13 protein-coding genes are annotated in these 17479 nt (G+C 72.4%); 11 read left to right on the plus strand and 2 right to left on the minus strand.

The window, feature by feature from the left end:
- Positions 1-339: 339 nt before the first annotated feature.
- Positions 340-1368 carry an aldo/keto reductase gene (locus ACFVTC_RS16435; protein ID WP_390127427.1) on the minus strand — a complete coding sequence of 343 codons (1029 nt, stop codon included), beginning with the start codon at positions 1366-1368 and terminating at the stop codon, positions 340-342.
- A gap of 153 nt (positions 1369-1521) precedes the next feature.
- Here ACFVTC_RS16435 and ACFVTC_RS16440 point away from each other — a divergent pair, with 153 nt between their 5' ends.
- Positions 1522-2193: a response regulator gene (locus ACFVTC_RS16440; protein ID WP_390127429.1), complete on the plus strand. Its 672-nt coding sequence runs from the start codon at positions 1522-1524 to the stop codon at positions 2191-2193.
- Positions 2194-2237: 44 nt separating this feature from the next.
- On the plus strand, positions 2238-3410 hold the full coding sequence (locus ACFVTC_RS16445; protein ID WP_390127431.1) for a cytochrome P450: 1173 nt from the start codon (positions 2238-2240) through the stop codon (positions 3408-3410).
- Positions 3411-3589: 179 nt separating this feature from the next.
- On the opposite strand, the gene ACFVTC_RS16450 is transcribed toward ACFVTC_RS16445, so the two are convergent.
- Positions 3590-4600, minus strand: a complete 1011-nt coding sequence (locus tag ACFVTC_RS16450) for a Gfo/Idh/MocA family oxidoreductase (protein ID WP_390127433.1) — start codon at positions 4598-4600, stop codon at positions 3590-3592.
- A gap of 128 nt (positions 4601-4728) precedes the next feature.
- Here ACFVTC_RS16450 and ACFVTC_RS16455 point away from each other — a divergent pair, with 128 nt between their 5' ends.
- The 9 genes from ACFVTC_RS16455 to ACFVTC_RS16495 all read left to right on the plus strand — a co-directional run bounded on the left by ACFVTC_RS16455 (position 4729) and on the right by ACFVTC_RS16495 (position 17461).
- Complete coding sequence (locus ACFVTC_RS16455; RefSeq protein WP_390127865.1) at positions 4729-5466, plus strand: GntR family transcriptional regulator; 738 nt, start codon at positions 4729-4731, stop codon at positions 5464-5466.
- Between the two features lie 264 nt (positions 5467-5730).
- Positions 5731-6726 (plus strand): sugar ABC transporter substrate-binding protein, encoded by a 996-nt coding sequence (locus tag ACFVTC_RS16460; RefSeq protein WP_390127435.1) that lies wholly within the window; start codon positions 5731-5733, stop codon positions 6724-6726.
- A gap of 140 nt (positions 6727-6866) precedes the next feature.
- Positions 6867-7871, plus strand: a complete 1005-nt coding sequence (locus ACFVTC_RS16465; RefSeq protein ID WP_390127436.1) for a sugar ABC transporter substrate-binding protein — start codon at positions 6867-6869, stop codon at positions 7869-7871.
- The gene (locus tag ACFVTC_RS16470; RefSeq protein ID WP_390127438.1) at positions 7868-8923 is read left to right on the plus strand and encodes an ABC transporter permease; all 1056 of its coding nucleotides are present in this window, start codon (positions 7868-7870) and stop codon (positions 8921-8923) included. Before ACFVTC_RS16465 ends, ACFVTC_RS16470 begins: the two co-directional genes overlap by 4 nt.
- Positions 8920-9738: an ATP-binding cassette domain-containing protein gene (locus tag ACFVTC_RS16475; RefSeq protein WP_390127440.1), complete on the plus strand. Its 819-nt coding sequence runs from the start codon at positions 8920-8922 to the stop codon at positions 9736-9738. Before ACFVTC_RS16470 ends, ACFVTC_RS16475 begins: the two co-directional genes overlap by 4 nt.
- A 382-nt stretch (positions 9739-10120) precedes the next feature.
- Entirely contained in the window at positions 10121-11266 is a 1146-nt protein-coding gene (locus tag ACFVTC_RS16480; protein WP_390127442.1) for an ROK family glucokinase, read from the plus strand.
- Positions 11263-11844, plus strand: a complete 582-nt coding sequence (locus ACFVTC_RS16485) for a sugar kinase (RefSeq protein WP_390127444.1) — start codon at positions 11263-11265, stop codon at positions 11842-11844. The genes ACFVTC_RS16480 and ACFVTC_RS16485 overlap by 4 nt, the downstream gene beginning before the upstream one ends.
- Before the next feature lie 98 nt (positions 11845-11942).
- A complete protein-coding gene (locus ACFVTC_RS16490; protein ID WP_390127445.1) occupies positions 11943-14885 on the plus strand; it encodes a DEAD/DEAH box helicase in 2943 nt (980 codons plus the stop codon).
- Positions 14882-17461 (plus strand): SWIM zinc finger family protein, encoded by a 2580-nt coding sequence (locus tag ACFVTC_RS16495; protein ID WP_390127446.1) that lies wholly within the window; start codon positions 14882-14884, stop codon positions 17459-17461. The genes ACFVTC_RS16490 and ACFVTC_RS16495 overlap by 4 nt, the downstream gene beginning before the upstream one ends.
- Positions 17462-17479: the final 18 nt, after the last annotated feature.

Below are 17479 nucleotides of genomic sequence, written 5' to 3' on the forward strand. Positions count from 1 at the left end.
CGTGGGCCGGGTAAGGGAGCCGTTGCTCGATCCGGGCGTAAGCGACGGGCTGCGACGTACCGGCACGGCCCCTCGCGTGCGTCGCCGGGTGCGGGGGCGTGGTGGGTCGGGGCGGTGGCGCCCCTCGCGTGCGTCGCCGGGTGTGGGGGCGTGGTGGGTCGGGGCCCGGTCGGTTTCGGGCTGCGATGTACCGGCACTGCGCCTCGCGTGCGTCGTGGGGTGGTGGGCCGCGGGCCGGGTGGCTCGGTCCGGACGTGGTCGGGGGGACGTGACGGTACGGGCGGGGCGTGGGTGGGTTTGGGAGCCGCTCGCACCCGAAACGGGCAGCTCCCGGAGGTTTCAGCGCGTGCGGGGGATCACTCGGTGGCCGGCCGTTCCGTAAACCCATGTCGACGTCTCGTCGATGAAGTCGGTCGGGAACCCGGGGCGGAATCCGGTGACCTCCTCCAAGGTGGTGACCAGCTCCGCGGGCAGGGTCAGTTCGGTCGCGCCGAGGTTGTCGACGAGCTGGGTGACGTGACGGGCGCCCACGATGGGGTGGACGGCGGGGGAGCGGGCCATGGTCCAGGCGATGGCGACCTGGGCGGGAGAGGCGCCGAGTTCGTCGGCCGCAGTCCGGACGGCCTCGGCCACACTCCGCTCGAGTTCCCCGATCGCCTCCGGGGACAGCCGGGTCGCCGTGCCCGGGAGCACACCGCCCGGCCGGGTGTACTTGCCGGACAGGATGCCGTTCTGCAACGGACTCCACGCGGCGACGGACATGCCGAACGCCTCGGCCATCGGCAGGAGTTCACGCTCGGCGTCCCGGCTCAGCAGGCTGTACGGCACCTGGAGCGCGGCGAACGGCGACCAACCCCGCCACTCGGCGAGGGTGTTGGCGCGTGACACCACCCAGGCGGGGGCGTCCGAGATGCCCACGTACAGGACCTTCCCGGACCGTACGGCGTCGTCGAGCGCGCGCATCGTCTCCTCGACCGGGGTGTTCCGGTCCCAGATGTGCACCCAGTAGATGTCGATGTAGTCCGTTCCCAGCCGCCGCAGGCTCGTCTCCAGGGAGAGGGCGAGGTTCTTGCGGTGGTTCCCGGCGGCGTTCGGGTCCGCTCCGTCGCGGGAGATCGTGTACTTGGTGGACAGCACGAAGCGGTCGCGCCGCCCCTTGAGCAACTCGCCCACGATCTCTTCGCTGGCCCCGCCACGGTAGTTGACGGCGGTGTCGACCACGTTGCCGCCGGCCTCCGCGTACGCGTCGAGGATCCGCGCGCACTCCTCCTTCGGCGCGCCCACCCCGTCCTGCTCCCCGAACGTCATGGCGCCGAGGAACAGTTCGGAGACACGAAGGCCGGTCCGACCCAAGAGCCGATAGCGCACGGGGAAACTCCTCCGGAAGTCGGTCACACGCGTCACACGGTCGGCCGGCGTGGTGCGCCGGCCCCGGTCAACCGACCGTAGTCGCCGGACGTCGGCCGGGGGACGGAATCGTCACGCCGGACGCGCACCGGCGCGGTCACTACGGTAGGCACCATGAAAGCGATCCGACTGCTGCTGGTCGACGACGATCCGCTGGTGAGGGCCGGCCTGTCCTTCATGATGGGCGGCGCCGACGACATCGAGATCGTCGGCGAGGCCGCCGACGGCGGCGAGGTCGAGGCGCTCGTCGACCGCACCCGCCCGGACGTCGTCCTGATGGACATCCGGATGCCGACGGTCGACGGCCTCGCGGCCACCGAGCGGCTGCGCCGCCGTCAGGACGCCCCGCAGGTCGTGGTCCTCACCACCTTCCACGCCGACGAGCAGGTACTGCGGGCGCTGCGCGCGGGCGCCGCCGGGTTCGTCCTCAAGGACACCCCGCCGGCCGACATCGTCGACGCGGTACGCCGGGTCGCGGCCGGCGACCCGGTGCTGTCACCCACCGTCACCCGCCGGCTGATGGAGCAGGCGGCCGGCGACCTCGCCGACACCCGCCGCACCGCCGCCCGTGACCGGATCGCCGTCCTCAACGACCGTGAACGCGAGGTCGCCGTCGCCGTCGGCCGGGGCGCCTCCAACGCGGCGATCGCCGCCGAGTCGTACATGAGCGTCGCCACCGTCAAGACCCATGTCTCCCGCATCCTCGCCAAGCTCGGACTCAACAACCGCGTCCAGATCGCCCTGCTGACGTACGACGCCGGACTCCTGGAGGAGGACGGGCACTGAGCGCGGACCCCGCGCGTTGTTCGGGGCAACGGGAGGGTGGAGCCATGATCGATCTGGGTGAGTACGGCACGCGGTTCATGAAGGACCCCTATCCGGTGTACGCGGAGCTGCGCGAGCGGGGCCCCGTGCACTGGGTGCGCATGCCGGCCCCCGGGGCGTACGAGTGCTGGCTCGTCGTCGGGTACGAGGAGGCGCGCGCCGCCCTCGCCGACCCGAGACTGTCCAAGGACAGCACCAAGACGGGACTGACCTCTCTCGAGGACGAGCTGATGGGCCGCCATGTGCTCGTCACCGACCCGCCCGAGCACAGCCGGCTGCGCTCACTCGTCACGGGCGCGTTCACCATGCGCCGGGTGGCGGCGCTGCGCCCCCGCGTGCAGCAGATCACCGACGAGCTGCTGGAGGCGATGCTGCCCGCGGGGCGCGCGGACCTCGTGGACTCCTTCGCCTATCCGCTGCCGATCACCGTCATCTGCGAGCTGCTGGGGGTGCCCGACATCGACCGGGCGGCGTTCCGCAGGATGTCGAACGAGATCGTGACACCGACGGACGGCGTCGGCGAGTTCGCGGCCGTGAAGGAACTGGCCGGATATCTGGACGAGTTGATCGAGGACAAGCGCTGTACGGCCCCGGCCGGCGATCTGCTCGGCGACCTCATCCGCACCAGGGCGGAGGACGGCGACCGGCTCTCCCGCGCAGAGCTGCGCGGGATGGCGTTCATCCTGCTGGTCGCGGGCCATGAGACGACGGTCAACCTGATCACGAACGGGGTGCACACCCTGCTCGCCCACCCCGGCCAGCTCGCCGCCCTGCGCCGCGACATGACCCTGCTGGACGGGGCGGTGGAGGAGGTGCTGCGCTTCGAAGGACCGGTCGAGACGGCGACGTACCGCTACGCGGCGGAGCCGATGGAGATCGGCGGCCGGGCCATCGCGGTGGGCGACCCGGTGATGATCGGGCTCGACGCCGCCAACCGCGACGCGGCGCACTGCCCCGACCCGCACCGCTTCGACATCCGCCGCGCCCCGCGCGGCCATCTCGCCTTCGGGCACGGCGTCCACTACTGCCTGGGCGCGCCCCTGGCCCGGCTGGAGGCGCGGGTCGCGCTGCGCTCGCTGCTGGAGCGCTGCCCGGACCTCGCTCTCGACGGCCCCCCGGGCGAGCCGCTGCCCGGGATGCTGATGCGCGGTGTGCGCAGTCTGCCGGTGCGCTGGTGAGTGCTCCGGTCGTGGCCGGTGCGGCGGTGAGTGCCCGGGTCGTACAGGTGTGGTCCCGGCCCCGGCCCCGGAGCGGGGGCCGCCACTGGACGGTCCGGGTCAGGCACGGTCCGGGTCAGGCACGGTCCGGGTCCGGCACGGGACGGGGTGAGTACGGGACGGGGTGAGTGCGACCGGGCTCAGTCCCGGCCGGCCGGGATCTCCGCCAGCCGCACCGGGCGCCGTTCCAGCCGCGACAGCTCGCAGGCCTCCGCGATACGCAGCGCGTGCAGGGCCTCGCGCCCGTCGCACGGGTTGGCGCGTTCACCACGGACGACCTCGACGAACGCGCCGAGCTCGGCCTCGTACGCGGGGCCGAACCGTTCCAGGAATCCGGTCCAGGGCTTGTCGGCGGGCGGCGGCCCGGCCGGTTCGGTGGAGGTGATCGGCGTACGGTCGTCCAGGCCGACGCCGATCTGGTCCAGGTCGCCGGCCAGTTCCATGCGGATGTCGTAGCCCGCGCCGTTCATCCGGGTCGCGGTGGCCGTGGCGAGGGTTCCGTCGTCGAGGGTGAGGACGGCCGCGGCGGTGTCGATGTCCCGCGCCTCGCGGAACATCGCGGGCCCGGCGTCCGAGCCCATCGCGTACACCTCGACCACCTCGTGGCCCGTCACCCAGCGCAGCATGTCGAAGTCGTGGACCAGACAGTCACGGTAGAGACCGCCCGACAGCGGCAGATAGGCGGCGGGCGGCGGCGACTGGTCGGACGTCATCGCCCGGACGGTGTGCAGCCTGCCGAGCCGCCCCGACCTGACCGCTTCCCGCGCGGCCGTGTACCCCGCGTCGAAGCGGCGCTGGAAGCCCAGTTGCAGGACCGTTCCGGCGGCCTCGACCTCGGCGAGCGCCGCCAGTGTGCCGGGCAGGTCGAGGGCGATGGGCTTCTCGCAGAACACCGGGAGCCCGGACCGCGCCGCCCGGCCGATCAGTTCCGCGTGGGCGGCGGTGGACGCGGTGATGACCACGGCGTCCACGCCCCAGGTGAAGATCTCGTCCACGCCGGGTGCCGCCGTGGCGCCCAGACGGTCCGCGAGCTCCTGGGCCCGTGCGGGGTCCGCGTCCGTGACGATGAGGGAGCCGACTTCGCGATGGCGGTCGAGAGTGGTCGCGTGAAATGTGCCGATACGACCCGTTCCGATAAGTCCGATGCGCATGGGAACAAACTGAGGGCGCGCCAGGCGCCGTGTCAATGCTTTGTCCGGACAATCGAACTTCACAACTTCCCGTCAACATCTCCCGGAGCTACGCTCGGCGCGTGCCGAAACCAGATGTGGATCCGACCGTGTCGCTCCAGCTCAGCGTCGACCGCAGCAGTCCGGTCCCGCTGTACTTCCAGCTGTCCCAGCAGCTGGAGGCCGCGATCGAGCACGGAACCCTGACCCCGGGCAGCCTCCTCGGCAACGAGATCGAGCTGGCCGGACGGCTCGGCCTGTCCCGGCCGACCGTCCGCCAGGCCATTCAGTCACTTGTCGACAAAGGGCTGCTGGTGAGGCGCAGAGGCGTCGGCACCCAGGTCGTGCACAGCCAGGTCAAGCGTCCGCTGGAGCTCAGCAGCCTGTACGACGACCTGGAGGCGGCCGGGCAGCGCCCCGCGACCCAGGTGCGCGTCAACGCCGTCGTGCCGGCGTCCGCCGAGGTCGCGGCCGCGCTGGGCGTGGCCGAGGGCAGTGACGTCCACCGGGTGGAGCGACTCCGGCTCGCCCACGGGGAGCCGATGGCGTACCTCTGCAACTACCTGCCGCCCGCCCTGCTGGAGCTGGACAGCGCCCGGCTGGAGGCCACCGGGCTGTACCGGCTGATGCGCGCCGCGGGCATCACGCTGCACAGCGCCCGTCAGTCCGTCGGCGCCCGCGCGGCCACCGAGGAGGAGGGCGAGCGGCTCGGTGAGCCCGCCGGGGCCCCGCTGCTCACCATGCAGCGCACCACCTTCGACGACACCGGGCGTGCGGTGGAGTTCGGCACCCACACCTACCGTGCCTCCCGCTACTCCTTCGAGTTCCAGCTCCTCGTACGCCCGTGAATCCGCTTATACCGGTGAATCCGTGTACGGCGGTGAATTGTCGTACGGCCGTGGATCCTCATGTCGCTGTGAATGTTTTGATCTTCGCGGGGTGGTGAATTCCACTCGTGATCGAAAAGCTCCTGGTGGGGGCGTGAACCGGCTGGGGCTGGGCCGAATCTCAATCGTAAGAATGTTCTGACAAACCCATTGACTGGTGTGCGGACCCGGAGCTAGAACTCCCCTCAGCCGCAAAGGAGCGGCGGGAGAGAGGGTGGTCCCACCATGCGTACAGCCCGAACAGCAGCAGCGGTGATAGCTGTGATCGCGCTCGCGGCCGGGTGCAGCAGCTCCGGCGGCAAGGACTCGGAGGACAAGGCGAGTGGCAGCGGGAGCGGGAGCGGCAAGGCCGCCGGCACACCCCGTCTGAAGATCGCGATGGTGACGCACTCCGGCGAGGGCGACACCTTCTGGGACATCGTCCAGAGCGGCGCCAAGGCGGCGGCCGGCAAGGACAACGTCGACTTCCTGTACTCGAACGACAAGGAAGCCAACGGACAGGCCCAGCTCGTCCAGGCCGCGATCGACAAGAAGGTCGACGGCATCGTCGTCACGCTGGCCAAGCCCGAGGCGATGAAGGACGTTCTGGCCAAGGCCGAGGCGGCGGGCATCCCGGTCGTCACGATCAACTCCGGCGCCGAGTTCTCGAAGCAGTTCGGGGCGCTCGCGCACTTCGGCCAGGACGAGTCGGTCGCCGGTGAGGCCATCGGTGACGAACTCAACAAACGCGGTCTCAAGAAGGCCGTCTGCGTCATCCACGAGCAGGGCAACGTCTCCCTGGAGCAGCGCTGCGCCGGCGTGAAGAAGACCTTCGACGGCTCGGTCGAGAACCTCAACGTCGAGGGGACCAACGCCCCCGCCAGCCAGTCCTCCATCGAGGCGAAGCTACAGGCCACCAAGGGCATCGACGCCGTCATCACGCTGGGCGCCCCGATCGCCGCCGTCGCCGTCAAGGCCAAGGCCGACGCGGGCAGCAAGGCCGAGATCGACACCTTCGACCTGAACGCCGAAGTGGTCAAGCGGCTCAAGGCCAAGGAGGTCGGCTTCGCCGTCGACCAGCAGCCCTACCTCCAGGGCTACGAGGCCATCGACATGCTGTGGCTCTACAAGAACAACGGCGACGTGCTCGGCGGCGGCAAGACGGTCCTCACCGGCCCGGCCATCGTCACCGAGAAGGACGCGCCGCAGCTCGAGAAGTACACCGCGCGCGGGACCCGCTGATGGGATGCACGCTCCCCGTGTTCGATACTTGGGCGTTTGGGGCCGGCGAGAGGCCGGCCCCCGGGGCCTACGGAACGGCCCGTCGGGCCGCTCCGCGGGCCCCGGCGCACCAAGGAGCACAGCAAGAAGGGCACGGCCTCGTGGCACGGACTCGGACCTGGGTAAGCATCGCGCTCGCAGGGGCGCTGGGAGCGTCCCTCGCCGGATGCAGCAGCACCGGCGGGAAGCGGGCCGAGGACGCCCGCAAGGAGGCGTCCGCCCAGGGCAGGGCCGCGGTGGACACGCCCAGGTGGACCTTCGCGATGGTCACCCATTCGGGCGACGGCGACACGTTCTGGGACATCGTGCAGAACGGCGCCAAGCAGGCCGCCGTCAAGGACAACATCAACTTCCTGTACTCGCACAACGCCGAGGCGCAGCAGCAGGCGCAGCTCGTCGACGCCGCGGTGGACAAGCGGGTCGACGGCATCATCGTCACACTGGCCAAGCCGGACGCGATGAAGGCGGCCGTGGCGCGCGCGGAGAAGGCCGGCATCCCGGTGATCACGGTGAACTCCGGCTCCGAGCAGTCCAAGCAGTTCGGGGCGCTCACCCACATCGGCCAGGACGAGACCATCGCCGGCGAGGCGGTCGGCGACGAGCTGAACAAGCGGGGCCGCAAGAAGGCCCTGTGCATCCTGCACGAGCAGGGCAACGTCGGTCACGAGCAGCGCTGCGCGGGCGTCAAGAAGACCTTCCACGGCACCGTCCAGGACCTCTACGTCCAGGGCACCAGCATGCCCGACGTGCAGTCCTCCATCGGTGCCAAGCTGCAGGCGGACAAGTCCATCGACTCGGTCGTCACCCTCGGTGCCCCGTACGCGGACACCGCGGTCAAGGCCAAGAAGGACGCCGGCAGCGACGCCGAGGTCGACACCTTCGACCTGAACGCGAAGGTGGCCGCGGAGCTCAAGGACGGCACGCTCGGCTTCGCCGTCGACCAGCAGCCCTACCTCCAGGGGTACGAGGCCGTGGACCTGCTCTGGCTCTACAAGTACAACGCCGATGTCCTCGGCGGCGGCAAGCCGGTACTCACCGGACCGCAGATCATCACCAAGGATCAGGCCGCCGCGCTGGAGGAGTACACGAAGCGGGGGACCCGATGACCGCTACCGCACCCGCGCCGTCGCCCGGCACCAAGGCCGACGAGCGCCTCGTGAAGACCTCGCCGCTGCGCAAGCTCATGGGCCGGCCGGAGCTGGGCTCCGTGGTCGGCGCGATCGCGGTCTTCCTGTTCTTCGCGATCTTCGCGGACAGTTTCGTACGGGCCGCCAGCCTGAGCACGGTCCTGTACGCCTCGTCGACCATCGGCATCATGGCCGTGCCGGTCGCGCTGCTGATGATCGGCGGCGAGTTCGACCTCTCCGCGGGCGTCATGGTGACCAGCTCCGCGCTGATCTCCTCGATGCTCAGCTACCAGCTGACGGCGAACGTCTGGGTCGGCGTCCTCGTCTCGCTGGTCGTCACGCTCGGGATCGGCGTCTTCAACGGCGTCATGCTGACCCGCACCGACCCGCCCAGCTTCATCATCACGCTCGGCACCTTCCTGATGCTGACCGGTATGAACCTCGGCTTCACCAAGCTGATCAGCGACACGGTCTCCACCAAGTCGATCGCCGACATGCAGGGCTTCTCCTCGGCCAAGGACGTCTTCGCCTCGACGATCACGATCGGCGGCGTCGACTTCAAGATCACCATCCTCTGGTGGCTGGCCCTCGTCGTCGTGGCCACCTGGATCCTGCTGCGCACCCGCGTCGGCAACTGGATCTACGCCGTCGGCGGCGGCGAGATGGCCGCCCGCGCGGTCGGTGTCCCGGTCAACAAGACCAAGATCGGCCTCTACATGGGCGTCGCCTTCGGCGCCTGGATCTCCGGTCAGCACCTGCTGTTCTCGTTCGACGTCGTACAGTCCGGCGAAGGCGTCGGCAACGAGCTGATCTACATCATCGCGGCGGTCATCGGCGGCTGCCTGATCACCGGCGGCTACGGCTCCGCGGTCGGCGCGGCGGTCGGTGCGCTGATCTTCGGCATGGTGAGCAAGGGCATCGTGTTCGCCGAATGGAACCCGGACTGGTTCAAGTTCTTCCTCGGAGTGATGCTGCTCCTGGCGACCCTGCTCAACCACTGGGTCCGCAAGCGCGCGGAGGTGACGAAATGACGACGGACGCGGAAAAGACGGAAGCGGCCTCCACGGAGGGCACCGCACTCGTCGAGCTCGACGACGTCAGTAAGTACTACGGCAACATCCGCGCCCTCGAAGGTGTCTCGCTGGTGGTGCATGCCGGGGAGATCTCCTGCGTGCTCGGGGACAACGGCGCGGGCAAGTCGACCCTGATCAAGATCATCGCGGGGCTGCACCAGCACGACGCGGGCACGCTGCGCATCGAGGGCGAGGAGACCCGGCTGTCGTCCCCGCGCGAGGCGCTCGACCGCGGGATCGCCACCGTCTACCAGGACCTCGCCGTCGTCCCGCTGATGCCGGTGTGGCGGAACTTCTTCCTCGGCTCCGAGCCGTCGAAGGGCACGGGTCCCTTCAAGCGCATGGACGTCGAGTTCATGCGCAGGACCACCCACGCGGAGCTGCTGCGCATGGGCATCGACCTGCGCGACGTCGACCAGCCCATCGGCACGCTGTCCGGCGGTGAGCGCCAGTGCGTGGCCATCGCCCGCGCCGTGTACTTCGGCGCCAAGGTCCTCGTCCTGGACGAGCCCACCGCCGCGCTCGGTGTGAAGCAGTCCGGCGTCGTCCTCAAGTACGTCGCCGCCGCGAAGGACGCCGGACTGGGCGTCGTCCTGATCACCCACAACCCGCACCACGCGTACCTGGTGGGCAACCGCTTCGTCCTCCTCAAGCGCGGCGCCATGTTCGGCAGCCACACCCGCGAGGAGATCACCCTCGACGAGCTCACCCGCCAGATGGCGGGCGGCAGCGAACTCGACGACCTCCGCCACGAACTGGAACGCACGACGTAGTCGTCCCGTCGGGCGCGTCCCGCCCCGGCACGGGAGACGTTCCTTCCCGGCCGGGGTGACGTTCCTTCGCGACCGGGGTGAGGGTCCCCACCCAGGGGCGCGGGGAACCGCGCGACAAGCCAGATCGTTCCCGCACTGTGAGATCGACCCACGGATCTCGTCGGGCGGCGTCGCCTCCGGGTCGCGGCCGGCGCGTCCTTCCCCAGGGGCGCGGGGAACCGCGCGGCGGGCCACGACCCTCCCGCACCGTGAGAACGGTCCCCGGTTCCCCCGCCCCACGTCACAGCCCGCCACCACAGGTGACGGCACGCCACAGCCACCCCCCGCCCCCCACGCCTCCCCGGCGAAGCGAAGCACGGCGGCGTGAGGCAGAATCGGCCCGATGAGCACCTACCGCGACCTCGCACACCGCGGCTCCGCGCGGGCCACCGTCCTGCGGACCGTCGGGACGCGCGAGCGCCGTTCCCACCTGACGGCGCCCCGCGTCCCCACCGTCGGTATCGACATCGGCGGTACGAAGGTGATGGCGGGCGTCGTCGACGCCGACGGCAACATCCTGGAGAAGCTCCGCGCCGAGACGCCGGACAAGTCCAAGAGCCCCAAGGTCGTTGAGGACACCATCATGGAGCTGGTCCTGGACCTCTCCGACCGGCACGACGTGCACGCGGTCGGCATCGGCGCGGCAGGCTGGGTCGACGCGGAGCGCAACCGCATCCTCTTCGCCCCCCACCTCTCCTGGCGCAACGAACCCCTGCGCGACCGCCTCGCGGGCCGCCTCGCCGTACCGGTCCTCGTCGACAACGACGCCAACACCGCCGCCTGGGCGGAATGGCGCTTCGGCGCGGGCCGCGGCGAGGACAACCTGGTCATGATCACGCTCGGCACCGGCATCGGCGGCGCACTGCTCGAGGACGGCCAGGTCAGGCGCGGCAGGTTCGGCGTCGCGGGAGAGTTCGGCCACATGCAGGTGGTCCCCGGCGGTCACCGCTGCGCGTGCGGCAACCGCGGCTGCTGGGAGCAGTACAGCTCAGGCAACGCGCTGGTCCGCGAGGCCCGCGAGCTCGCCGCCGCGGACTCCCCGGTCGCGTACGGGATCATCGAGCACGTCAACGGCAACATCGCCGACATCACCGGCCCGATGATCACCGAGCTGGCCCGCGAGGGCGACGCCATGTGCATCGAGCTGCTCCAGGACATCGGCCAGTGGCTCGGCGTCGGCATCGCCAACCTGGCGGCCGCCCTCGACCCCTCCTGCTTCGTCATCGGCGGCGGTGTCAGCGCGGCCGACGACCTCCTGATCGGCCCCGCCCGCGACGCCTTCCGCCGGCACCTGACCGGCCGTGGCTACCGTCCCGAGGCCCGCATCGCCCGCGCCCAGCTCGGCCCGGAGGCCGGCATGGTCGGCGCCGCCGACCTCGCACGACTCGTCGCCCGCCGCTTCCGTCGCGCCAAGCGCCGCCGCGTGGAGCGCTACGAGCGGTACGAGCGCTACACCGAGTCCCGTCGTACGACCCAGGGCACGCCGTGACCGCCTCGCTGCCACGCCAGGCGTCGCCGCCGGACGAGCCGCGGCGGCCGCCGGAGGACCCGCGCCACAAGTTCCGCCGCCGGGCCCTGACCCTGCTGATCATCGTGCTGCTCATCGGCGTCCCGGCCGGGTACCTGGTGATCTCGGCCAACCAGAGCCGCGACAGCGGCAAGCAGAAAGAGGACAAGTACTCGGCGACCGGTCTCACGGCGGGCTGGCCGTCGAAGGTCCAGCGCCGCCTCTACCAGGTGGAGATCCCGCACCCGGCCGCCAAGGTCGCGTTCTACGAGACCAACAACTGGAAGACCAGCCGCCTCTACGCGCAGTTCCAGCTCACCAACGCGGGCCTGGACACCTTCCTCGCCGGCCTGGGAGCCGACCGGCAGGCGCTGACGAAGGACGACATCGCCATCGGCGCCCGCGACCAGAAGGTCACCGGCTGGAATTTCTCGGTCCCCGGCCAGTGGTGGGGTCTCACCCGCAAGCAGAAGGACCCGGCGCCCACCCAGGACGTCGTGGTCAACCTGGCCAATCCGACGTTCCCCATGGTGTACGTCGTCTCGCGCACGGTCCCGTGACGAACCGGTCCCGGGCCGTGGCCGGGACCCGTTGTCGGACCCCGCCCGTAGAGTCGAGGACAACTGACGCGACCGAGGGGCGGGAGGTGACCGGACACATGGGCGAGGCAGAGGCGGCCCCGAGGACCGGCATCGCCGTGCCGGTGCGGCTCGCCGCCGTGTTCCTGCCCGCACCCCTGCCGCGTGACGGACGGATCGCCTTCTGGGACCCGGACGCCGCACCACCGCCCGATCCGGAACGCGGACCACTGCCCACGCCGGACGGCGGACCGCCGTCCAGCGCGGACAAGGGAACGCCGGCCCGCCCGGACAAGGGATCGCGGCCCACCGCGGACGACGCCGCGAGCGGGCCGTCCCACGACCCGACCCGGCTCACGGTGGTACGACGGCACGGTTCGGGGGTCCGGCGGAGCATCGTCCCCGCGCTCACCCTGCCGATCGCCGAAGCCCTGCCGCTGCTCGCCGGAGCCCGCCGCGACCGCGCGGCCCACCCCGCCACGGCCTGCTGGGGCGCGGCCACCCTGCACGCCCTGCGCCTCGTCGCGCGGGGCCGACTGCTGCCCGGTCTGACACCCGAGGGCTTCGACGCCTGGCGCGCGGGCCCGCTCGACCCGGACGACATCGCGCACCTGCGCGCGCTGGCCGCGGCCCTCCCGTACGAGGGCCACGCCGTCCCCCTCCCCGGCAAGGGCCCCCTGCGGCTGCCCGACCCGGAAGCGCTGATCCGCTCCTTCCTGGACGCGGTCGCCGACACCCTGCCGCGCACCCCCGCCGCGCCCCACACCTCGGGCAAGCCCTTCGCGGCCCGCGAACCGCAGCGGCTGCCCGCCGCCCACGACTGGGCCGCGGAGGTCGCGGCGGGCATGGACGCGGGCGTACGGATCTCGCTCCGCCTGGACCTGTCGGCGTACCAGCTCTTCGACGACGGCGAGGGAGCGCGCCGCGCGGGCGCCGCCGTCGTCCAGGTGCACAGCCTCGCCGACCCCACGCTCGTCGTCGACGCCGCCGCGCTGTGGGCGGGAGAGGCCGACGCGACCTTCGGTCCCCGCGCCCGGGTGGACGCGGCACTGGCCGTACGCCGCGCGGCCCGCGTCTGGCCACCCCTGGACCGCCTCTCGGAACAGGACGTGCCCGACGTCCTCGCCCTCTTCGAGGAGGAGCTGTCCGACCTCCTCGGCGTCGCGGCGACCCGCCTCGGTGCGGCAGGCGTCGCCGTGCACTGGCCCCGGGACCTCGCCCACGACCTGAGCGCGGCCGCGGTGGTGCGCTCCGCCCCCGGATCGGCCACGGACGGCACGGGATTCTTCGAGAGCGAGGAACTCCTCCAGTTCCGCTGGCAGTTGGCGCTCGGCGGGGATCCGCTCACCGAGGCCGAGATGGACACGCTGGCCGAGGCCCACCGTCCGGTCGTCCGGCTGCGGGACCAGTGGGTGCTGGTCGACCCCGCTCTCGTCCGCAAGGCCCGTAAGCGCGAACTGGGCCTGCTGGACCCGGTCGACGCGCTCTCCGTGGCGCTGACCGGCACCGCGGAGGTCGACGGTGAGACGGTCGAGGCCGTACCGGTCGGCGCGCTCGCCGCGCTGCGGGACCGGCTGACGGCCGGCGTCATCCCCGTCGAGCCGCCACCGGGTCTCCAGGCCCGCCTGCGGGACTACCAGCTCAGGGGGCTCGCCTGGCTGGACCTCATGACCTCGCTCGGCCTCGGCGGCTGCCTCGCCGACGACATGGGTCTGGGCAAGACCATCACCCTCATCGCCCTGCATCTGCGCCGGGCCCGCGCCGAACCGACCCTGGTCGTCTGCCCGGCCTCGCTGCTGGGCAACTGGCAGCGGGAGATCACCCGCTTCGCCCCCGGTGTCCCCGTCCGCCGCTTCCACGGCCCCGACCGCACCCTCGACGACCTCGACGGAGGCTTCGTCCTCACCACCTACGGCACGATGCGCTCGGCCGCGCCCCGGCTCGCCCAGCAGGCCTGGGGCATGATCGTCGCGGACGAGGCGCAGCACGTCAAGAACCCCTACTCGGCGACGGCGAAGGCCCTGCGGACCATCCCGTCCCCCGCGCGCGTCGCCCTGACCGGCACCCCCGTGGAGAACAACCTCTCCGAGCTGTGGGCCCTCCTGGACTGGACGACCCCCGGCCTGCTCGGCCCCCTGAAGTCCTTCCGCGCCCGGCACGCACGCGCGGTGGAGAACGGCGAGGACGAGGAGGCGGTGGTCCGTCTGGGCCGGCTGATCCGTCCCTTCCTGCTCCGCCGCAAGAAGTCCGACCCCGGGATCGTCCCCGAGCTCCCGCCCAAGACGGAGACGGACCATCCGGTGGCGCTGACCCGTGAACAGGCATCGCTCTACGAGGCGGTGGTCCGTGAGTCGCTGCTCGCGATCGAGACCGCCGAGGGCATCGCCCGGCGCGGCCTCGTCCTCAAACTGCTGACCTCCCTCAAGCAGGTGTGCAACCATCCGGCGCTGTTCCTGAAGGAGGACACGCAGGCCGCCGCCCATGGGCCCGCCGCCCGTTCAGGGAAGCTGGCCCTGCTCGACGAGCTCCTGGACACCCTGCTCGCGGAGGACGGCTCGGCACTCGTCTTCACCCAGTACGTGGGGATGGCCCGCCTGATCACCGCCCACCTCGCCGCCCGCGCCGTCCCGGTGGAGCTCCTGCACGGCGGCACCCCGGTCGCCGAACGCGAACACATGGTGGACCGCTTCCAGAGCGGTGCCACCCCTGTCCTGGTGCTGTCCCTCAAGGCGGCGGGAACCGGTCTGAACCTCACCCGGGCCGGCCACGTCATCCACTTCGACCGCTGGTGGAACCCCGCGGTCGAGGAGCAGGCGACCGACCGCGCCTACCGCATCGGCCAGACCCAGCCGGTCCAGGTCCACCGCCTCATCACCGAGGGCACGGTGGAGGACCGCATCGCCGAGATGCTCGAAGCGAAGCGGGCGCTGGCCGACGCGATCCTCGGCTCCGGAGAGGCATCCCTGACCGAGCTGACCGACCGCGACCTGTCGGACCTGGTCTCACTCCGGAGGACCGAGTGAGCGCTGCCACGGACGGGGGACGGCCGGAGCCCGGCGGAACGGACGGACGGGAAGAGTCCCGCGCCGCGGGCTCCGCGCGCCCCGCGACCGAGGGCGCGCGTCCCGCCGACGCGGCCCGCCGCGCCCTGCGGGCCGCGCGGGAGCGGGAGGGACGGGGAGCGGCACCCGAGGACGCGCCGGACGCGCCGGACGCGCCGGCCGAGGCGACCCCGGTCACTCCGGTCACTCCGGTCACTCCGGTCACTCCGGTCACTTCGGGGGGCCGACCGGCCGACGCGGCCCGCCAGGCACTGCGCCGCGCCGCCGGAAGAGGGAGCGTCCCTGGTGCTGGTGCTGGTGGTGGTGTCGGCGACGGCGCGGGTGCAGTGCCGCCCGCCGACGGCATTTCCGGGCCGGCCCCGGAGCCCGCCGCGTCCGACGGACCTCTGGTGGACGGATCCGCGACCGGACCGGACCGCCAGGTAGGTACGGCCCCGGGCGTCCCGCGTCCGGGTGATGTCGCCCGCCAGGCCCTGCGCGCCGCACGCAGCGAAGCACGGCAGGCGCGGACGGACGCCGGCGACGAGGCGGCCGAGTCCCGACGCCGGTTCGCCGAGCGGACACCGCCGACCGGTTCACCTGCCCTGCGGACCCCGCGTGGCCACGACCCGGCAGCGAGGACCCGGGACGTACGGGATCTCCTCGCCGGAGCCTTCGAGCTGCCCGACACCGATCCTCGGCCCCGCACGACACGACCGCCGGTCCCCGACGCCACGCCGCGGCCGGGCGCGCGTACCGCCACGGGAGCGCAGACACCCGACGCGGGGAAACCGAACCACCGGGCCACGCCCGCGGATGCCCCCCGAGGGACCATCGCGCGGGCCGAGCCTTCCGAGCCCGCCGCGGACCCGGAGCCCGCCGGACCGACCGCCCGCGATCCGGAGCCCGCCGGACCGACCGCCCGCGATCCGGAGCCCGCCGGACCGACCGCCCGCGATCCGGAAACCGATGGGACGACGACCGACGGAGGTACGAAGCCCGCCGGACCGACCGCCCGTGACCCGGAGCCCGCCGGACCGACCGCCCGCGATCCGGAAACCGATGGGACGACGACCGACGGTGGTAGGGAGACCACCGGATCGATTGCGTGGGTCACGCGGACCGACGGGCCGATCGCCCGCGACCGGGTGACCGGACGGGCGGCCGCCGGGCGCGCCGACACCACCGAGGCGCCCCCCGGGCACACCCGGGCCACCCGGTCGACGGCGCCCGCCGAGGGCGATCGAGTCGTGCCGGGGGACCGGAGCGCACCCCGGGCGGGACGGCTGCCGCGGTCCATGGGGTCGCCGGGGCGCGACGGCGAGCTGCGCCGTACGTTCCCCACGCTCCCGGCAAGGACGCCGGACGCCGAGGCGTTCGCGCGGACGTGGTGGGGCAATGCCTGGGTGAGCGCCCTGGAGGAGGGCGCCCTCGACGCGGCGCGGCTGGCGCGGGGCCGGGCCTACGCGGACAAGGGGCGGGTCGACGCCATCACGGTCACCCCGGGGCTGGTGCTGGCGTACGTGCACGGGAGCCGTCCTCGGCCCTACCGCGTACAGGTCGCCCTGCGGACGCTGGACGACGGGGACTGGGACCGCTTCCTCGACGCGGCCGCCGAGCGGCCCGGCCACATCGCGGCGCTGCTCGACAAGGAGATGCCCCGCTCGCTCGCCGACTGCGGGGTCGACCTGCTCCCCGGCCCCGGCGACCTCGCACCGCACTGCAGCTGCCCCGACTCCGGCCACCCCTGCAAACACGCGGCGGCGCTCTGCTACGAGACGGCACGTCTGCTGGACGAGGACCCGTTCGTCCTGCTTCTGCTGCGCGGCCGGGGCGAGCGTGAGCTGCTCGACGGACTCTCCCGCCGCAACGCGGCCCGTGCGGCCCGCGCCGCCCAGGAGCAGGAGCCGGCGTCCCTTCCCGGCGTACGGGCCCGGGACGCTCTCGCCCGCCGCAGCCTGCCGCCCCTTCCGGCGCCCCTGCCGGCGCCCGCGCACCCCGAGCAGCCGCCGACCTACCCGGGCGCGCCGGGCGGTCCCGACCCGTTCGCGCTGGATCAGCTGGCCACGGACGCGGCCGCACGCGCGCACGCGTTGCTGACCGCGGGCCGCGACCCGGTCGCGGAGCTGACCCTCTGGCAGGACGCGGTCCGGCTCGCCGCCGCCCGCCCCGGTTCCGGGCTCACCGCGGCCACGCGCGCCCTCTACTCCTCGCTCGCCTCGGCCGCCGGGCGCACCCCGGCCGACCTGGCGCGTGCGGTCGCCGCCTGGCGTCAGGGCGGAATCGAGGGGCTGAGCGTGCTCGAAGAGCCGTGGGACCCGCCCGCGGGCCGCTTCGACCGAGCCCGCCCGCTCCTGCTCGCCGCCGACCTCCCCGCCTTCCGCCCCTGGCGCAATCGCCTCACGCATCCCCGCGGCCACGCCCAACTGCGCCTGGGCCACGACGGTCTGTGGTACGCGTACGAATCGGAACCGGGCCAGGACGACTGGTGGCCGCGTGGCACCCCCGACCTCGACCCCGTAGGCGCCCTCACGGGCCTCGGCGCACCCGGGGAGTAGCTTCGCCGACCGACCACT

The organism is Streptomyces sp. NPDC057950 (genome assembly GCF_042887295.1).
In the GTDB taxonomy this organism is placed as follows: domain Bacteria; phylum Actinomycetota; class Actinomycetes; order Streptomycetales; family Streptomycetaceae; genus Streptomyces; species Streptomyces kaempferi.

What these genes read in the sequence shown, in the direction of transcription:
- ACFVTC_RS16440 (WP_390127429.1), top strand. Translation starts at nt 1,522, where the DNA reads ATGAAAGCGATCCGACTGCTGCTGGTCGACGACGATCCGCTGGTGAGG.
- ACFVTC_RS16445 (WP_390127431.1), top strand. Translation starts at nt 2,238, where the DNA reads ATGATCGATCTGGGTGAGTACGGCACGCGGTTCATGAAGGACCCCTAT.
- ACFVTC_RS16450 (WP_390127433.1), bottom strand. Translation starts at nt 4,600, where the DNA reads ATGCGCATCGGACTTATCGGAACGGGTCGTATCGGCACATTTCACGCG.
- ACFVTC_RS16460 (WP_390127435.1), top strand. Translation starts at nt 5,731, where the DNA reads ATGCGTACAGCCCGAACAGCAGCAGCGGTGATAGCTGTGATCGCGCTC.
- ACFVTC_RS16470 (WP_390127438.1), top strand. Translation starts at nt 7,868, where the DNA reads ATGACCGCTACCGCACCCGCGCCGTCGCCCGGCACCAAGGCCGACGAG.
- ACFVTC_RS16475 (WP_390127440.1), top strand. Translation starts at nt 8,920, where the DNA reads ATGACGACGGACGCGGAAAAGACGGAAGCGGCCTCCACGGAGGGCACC.
- ACFVTC_RS16480 (WP_390127442.1), top strand. Translation starts at nt 10,121, where the DNA reads ATGAGCACCTACCGCGACCTCGCACACCGCGGCTCCGCGCGGGCCACC.
- ACFVTC_RS16490 (WP_390127445.1), top strand. Translation starts at nt 11,943, where the DNA reads ATGGGCGAGGCAGAGGCGGCCCCGAGGACCGGCATCGCCGTGCCGGTG.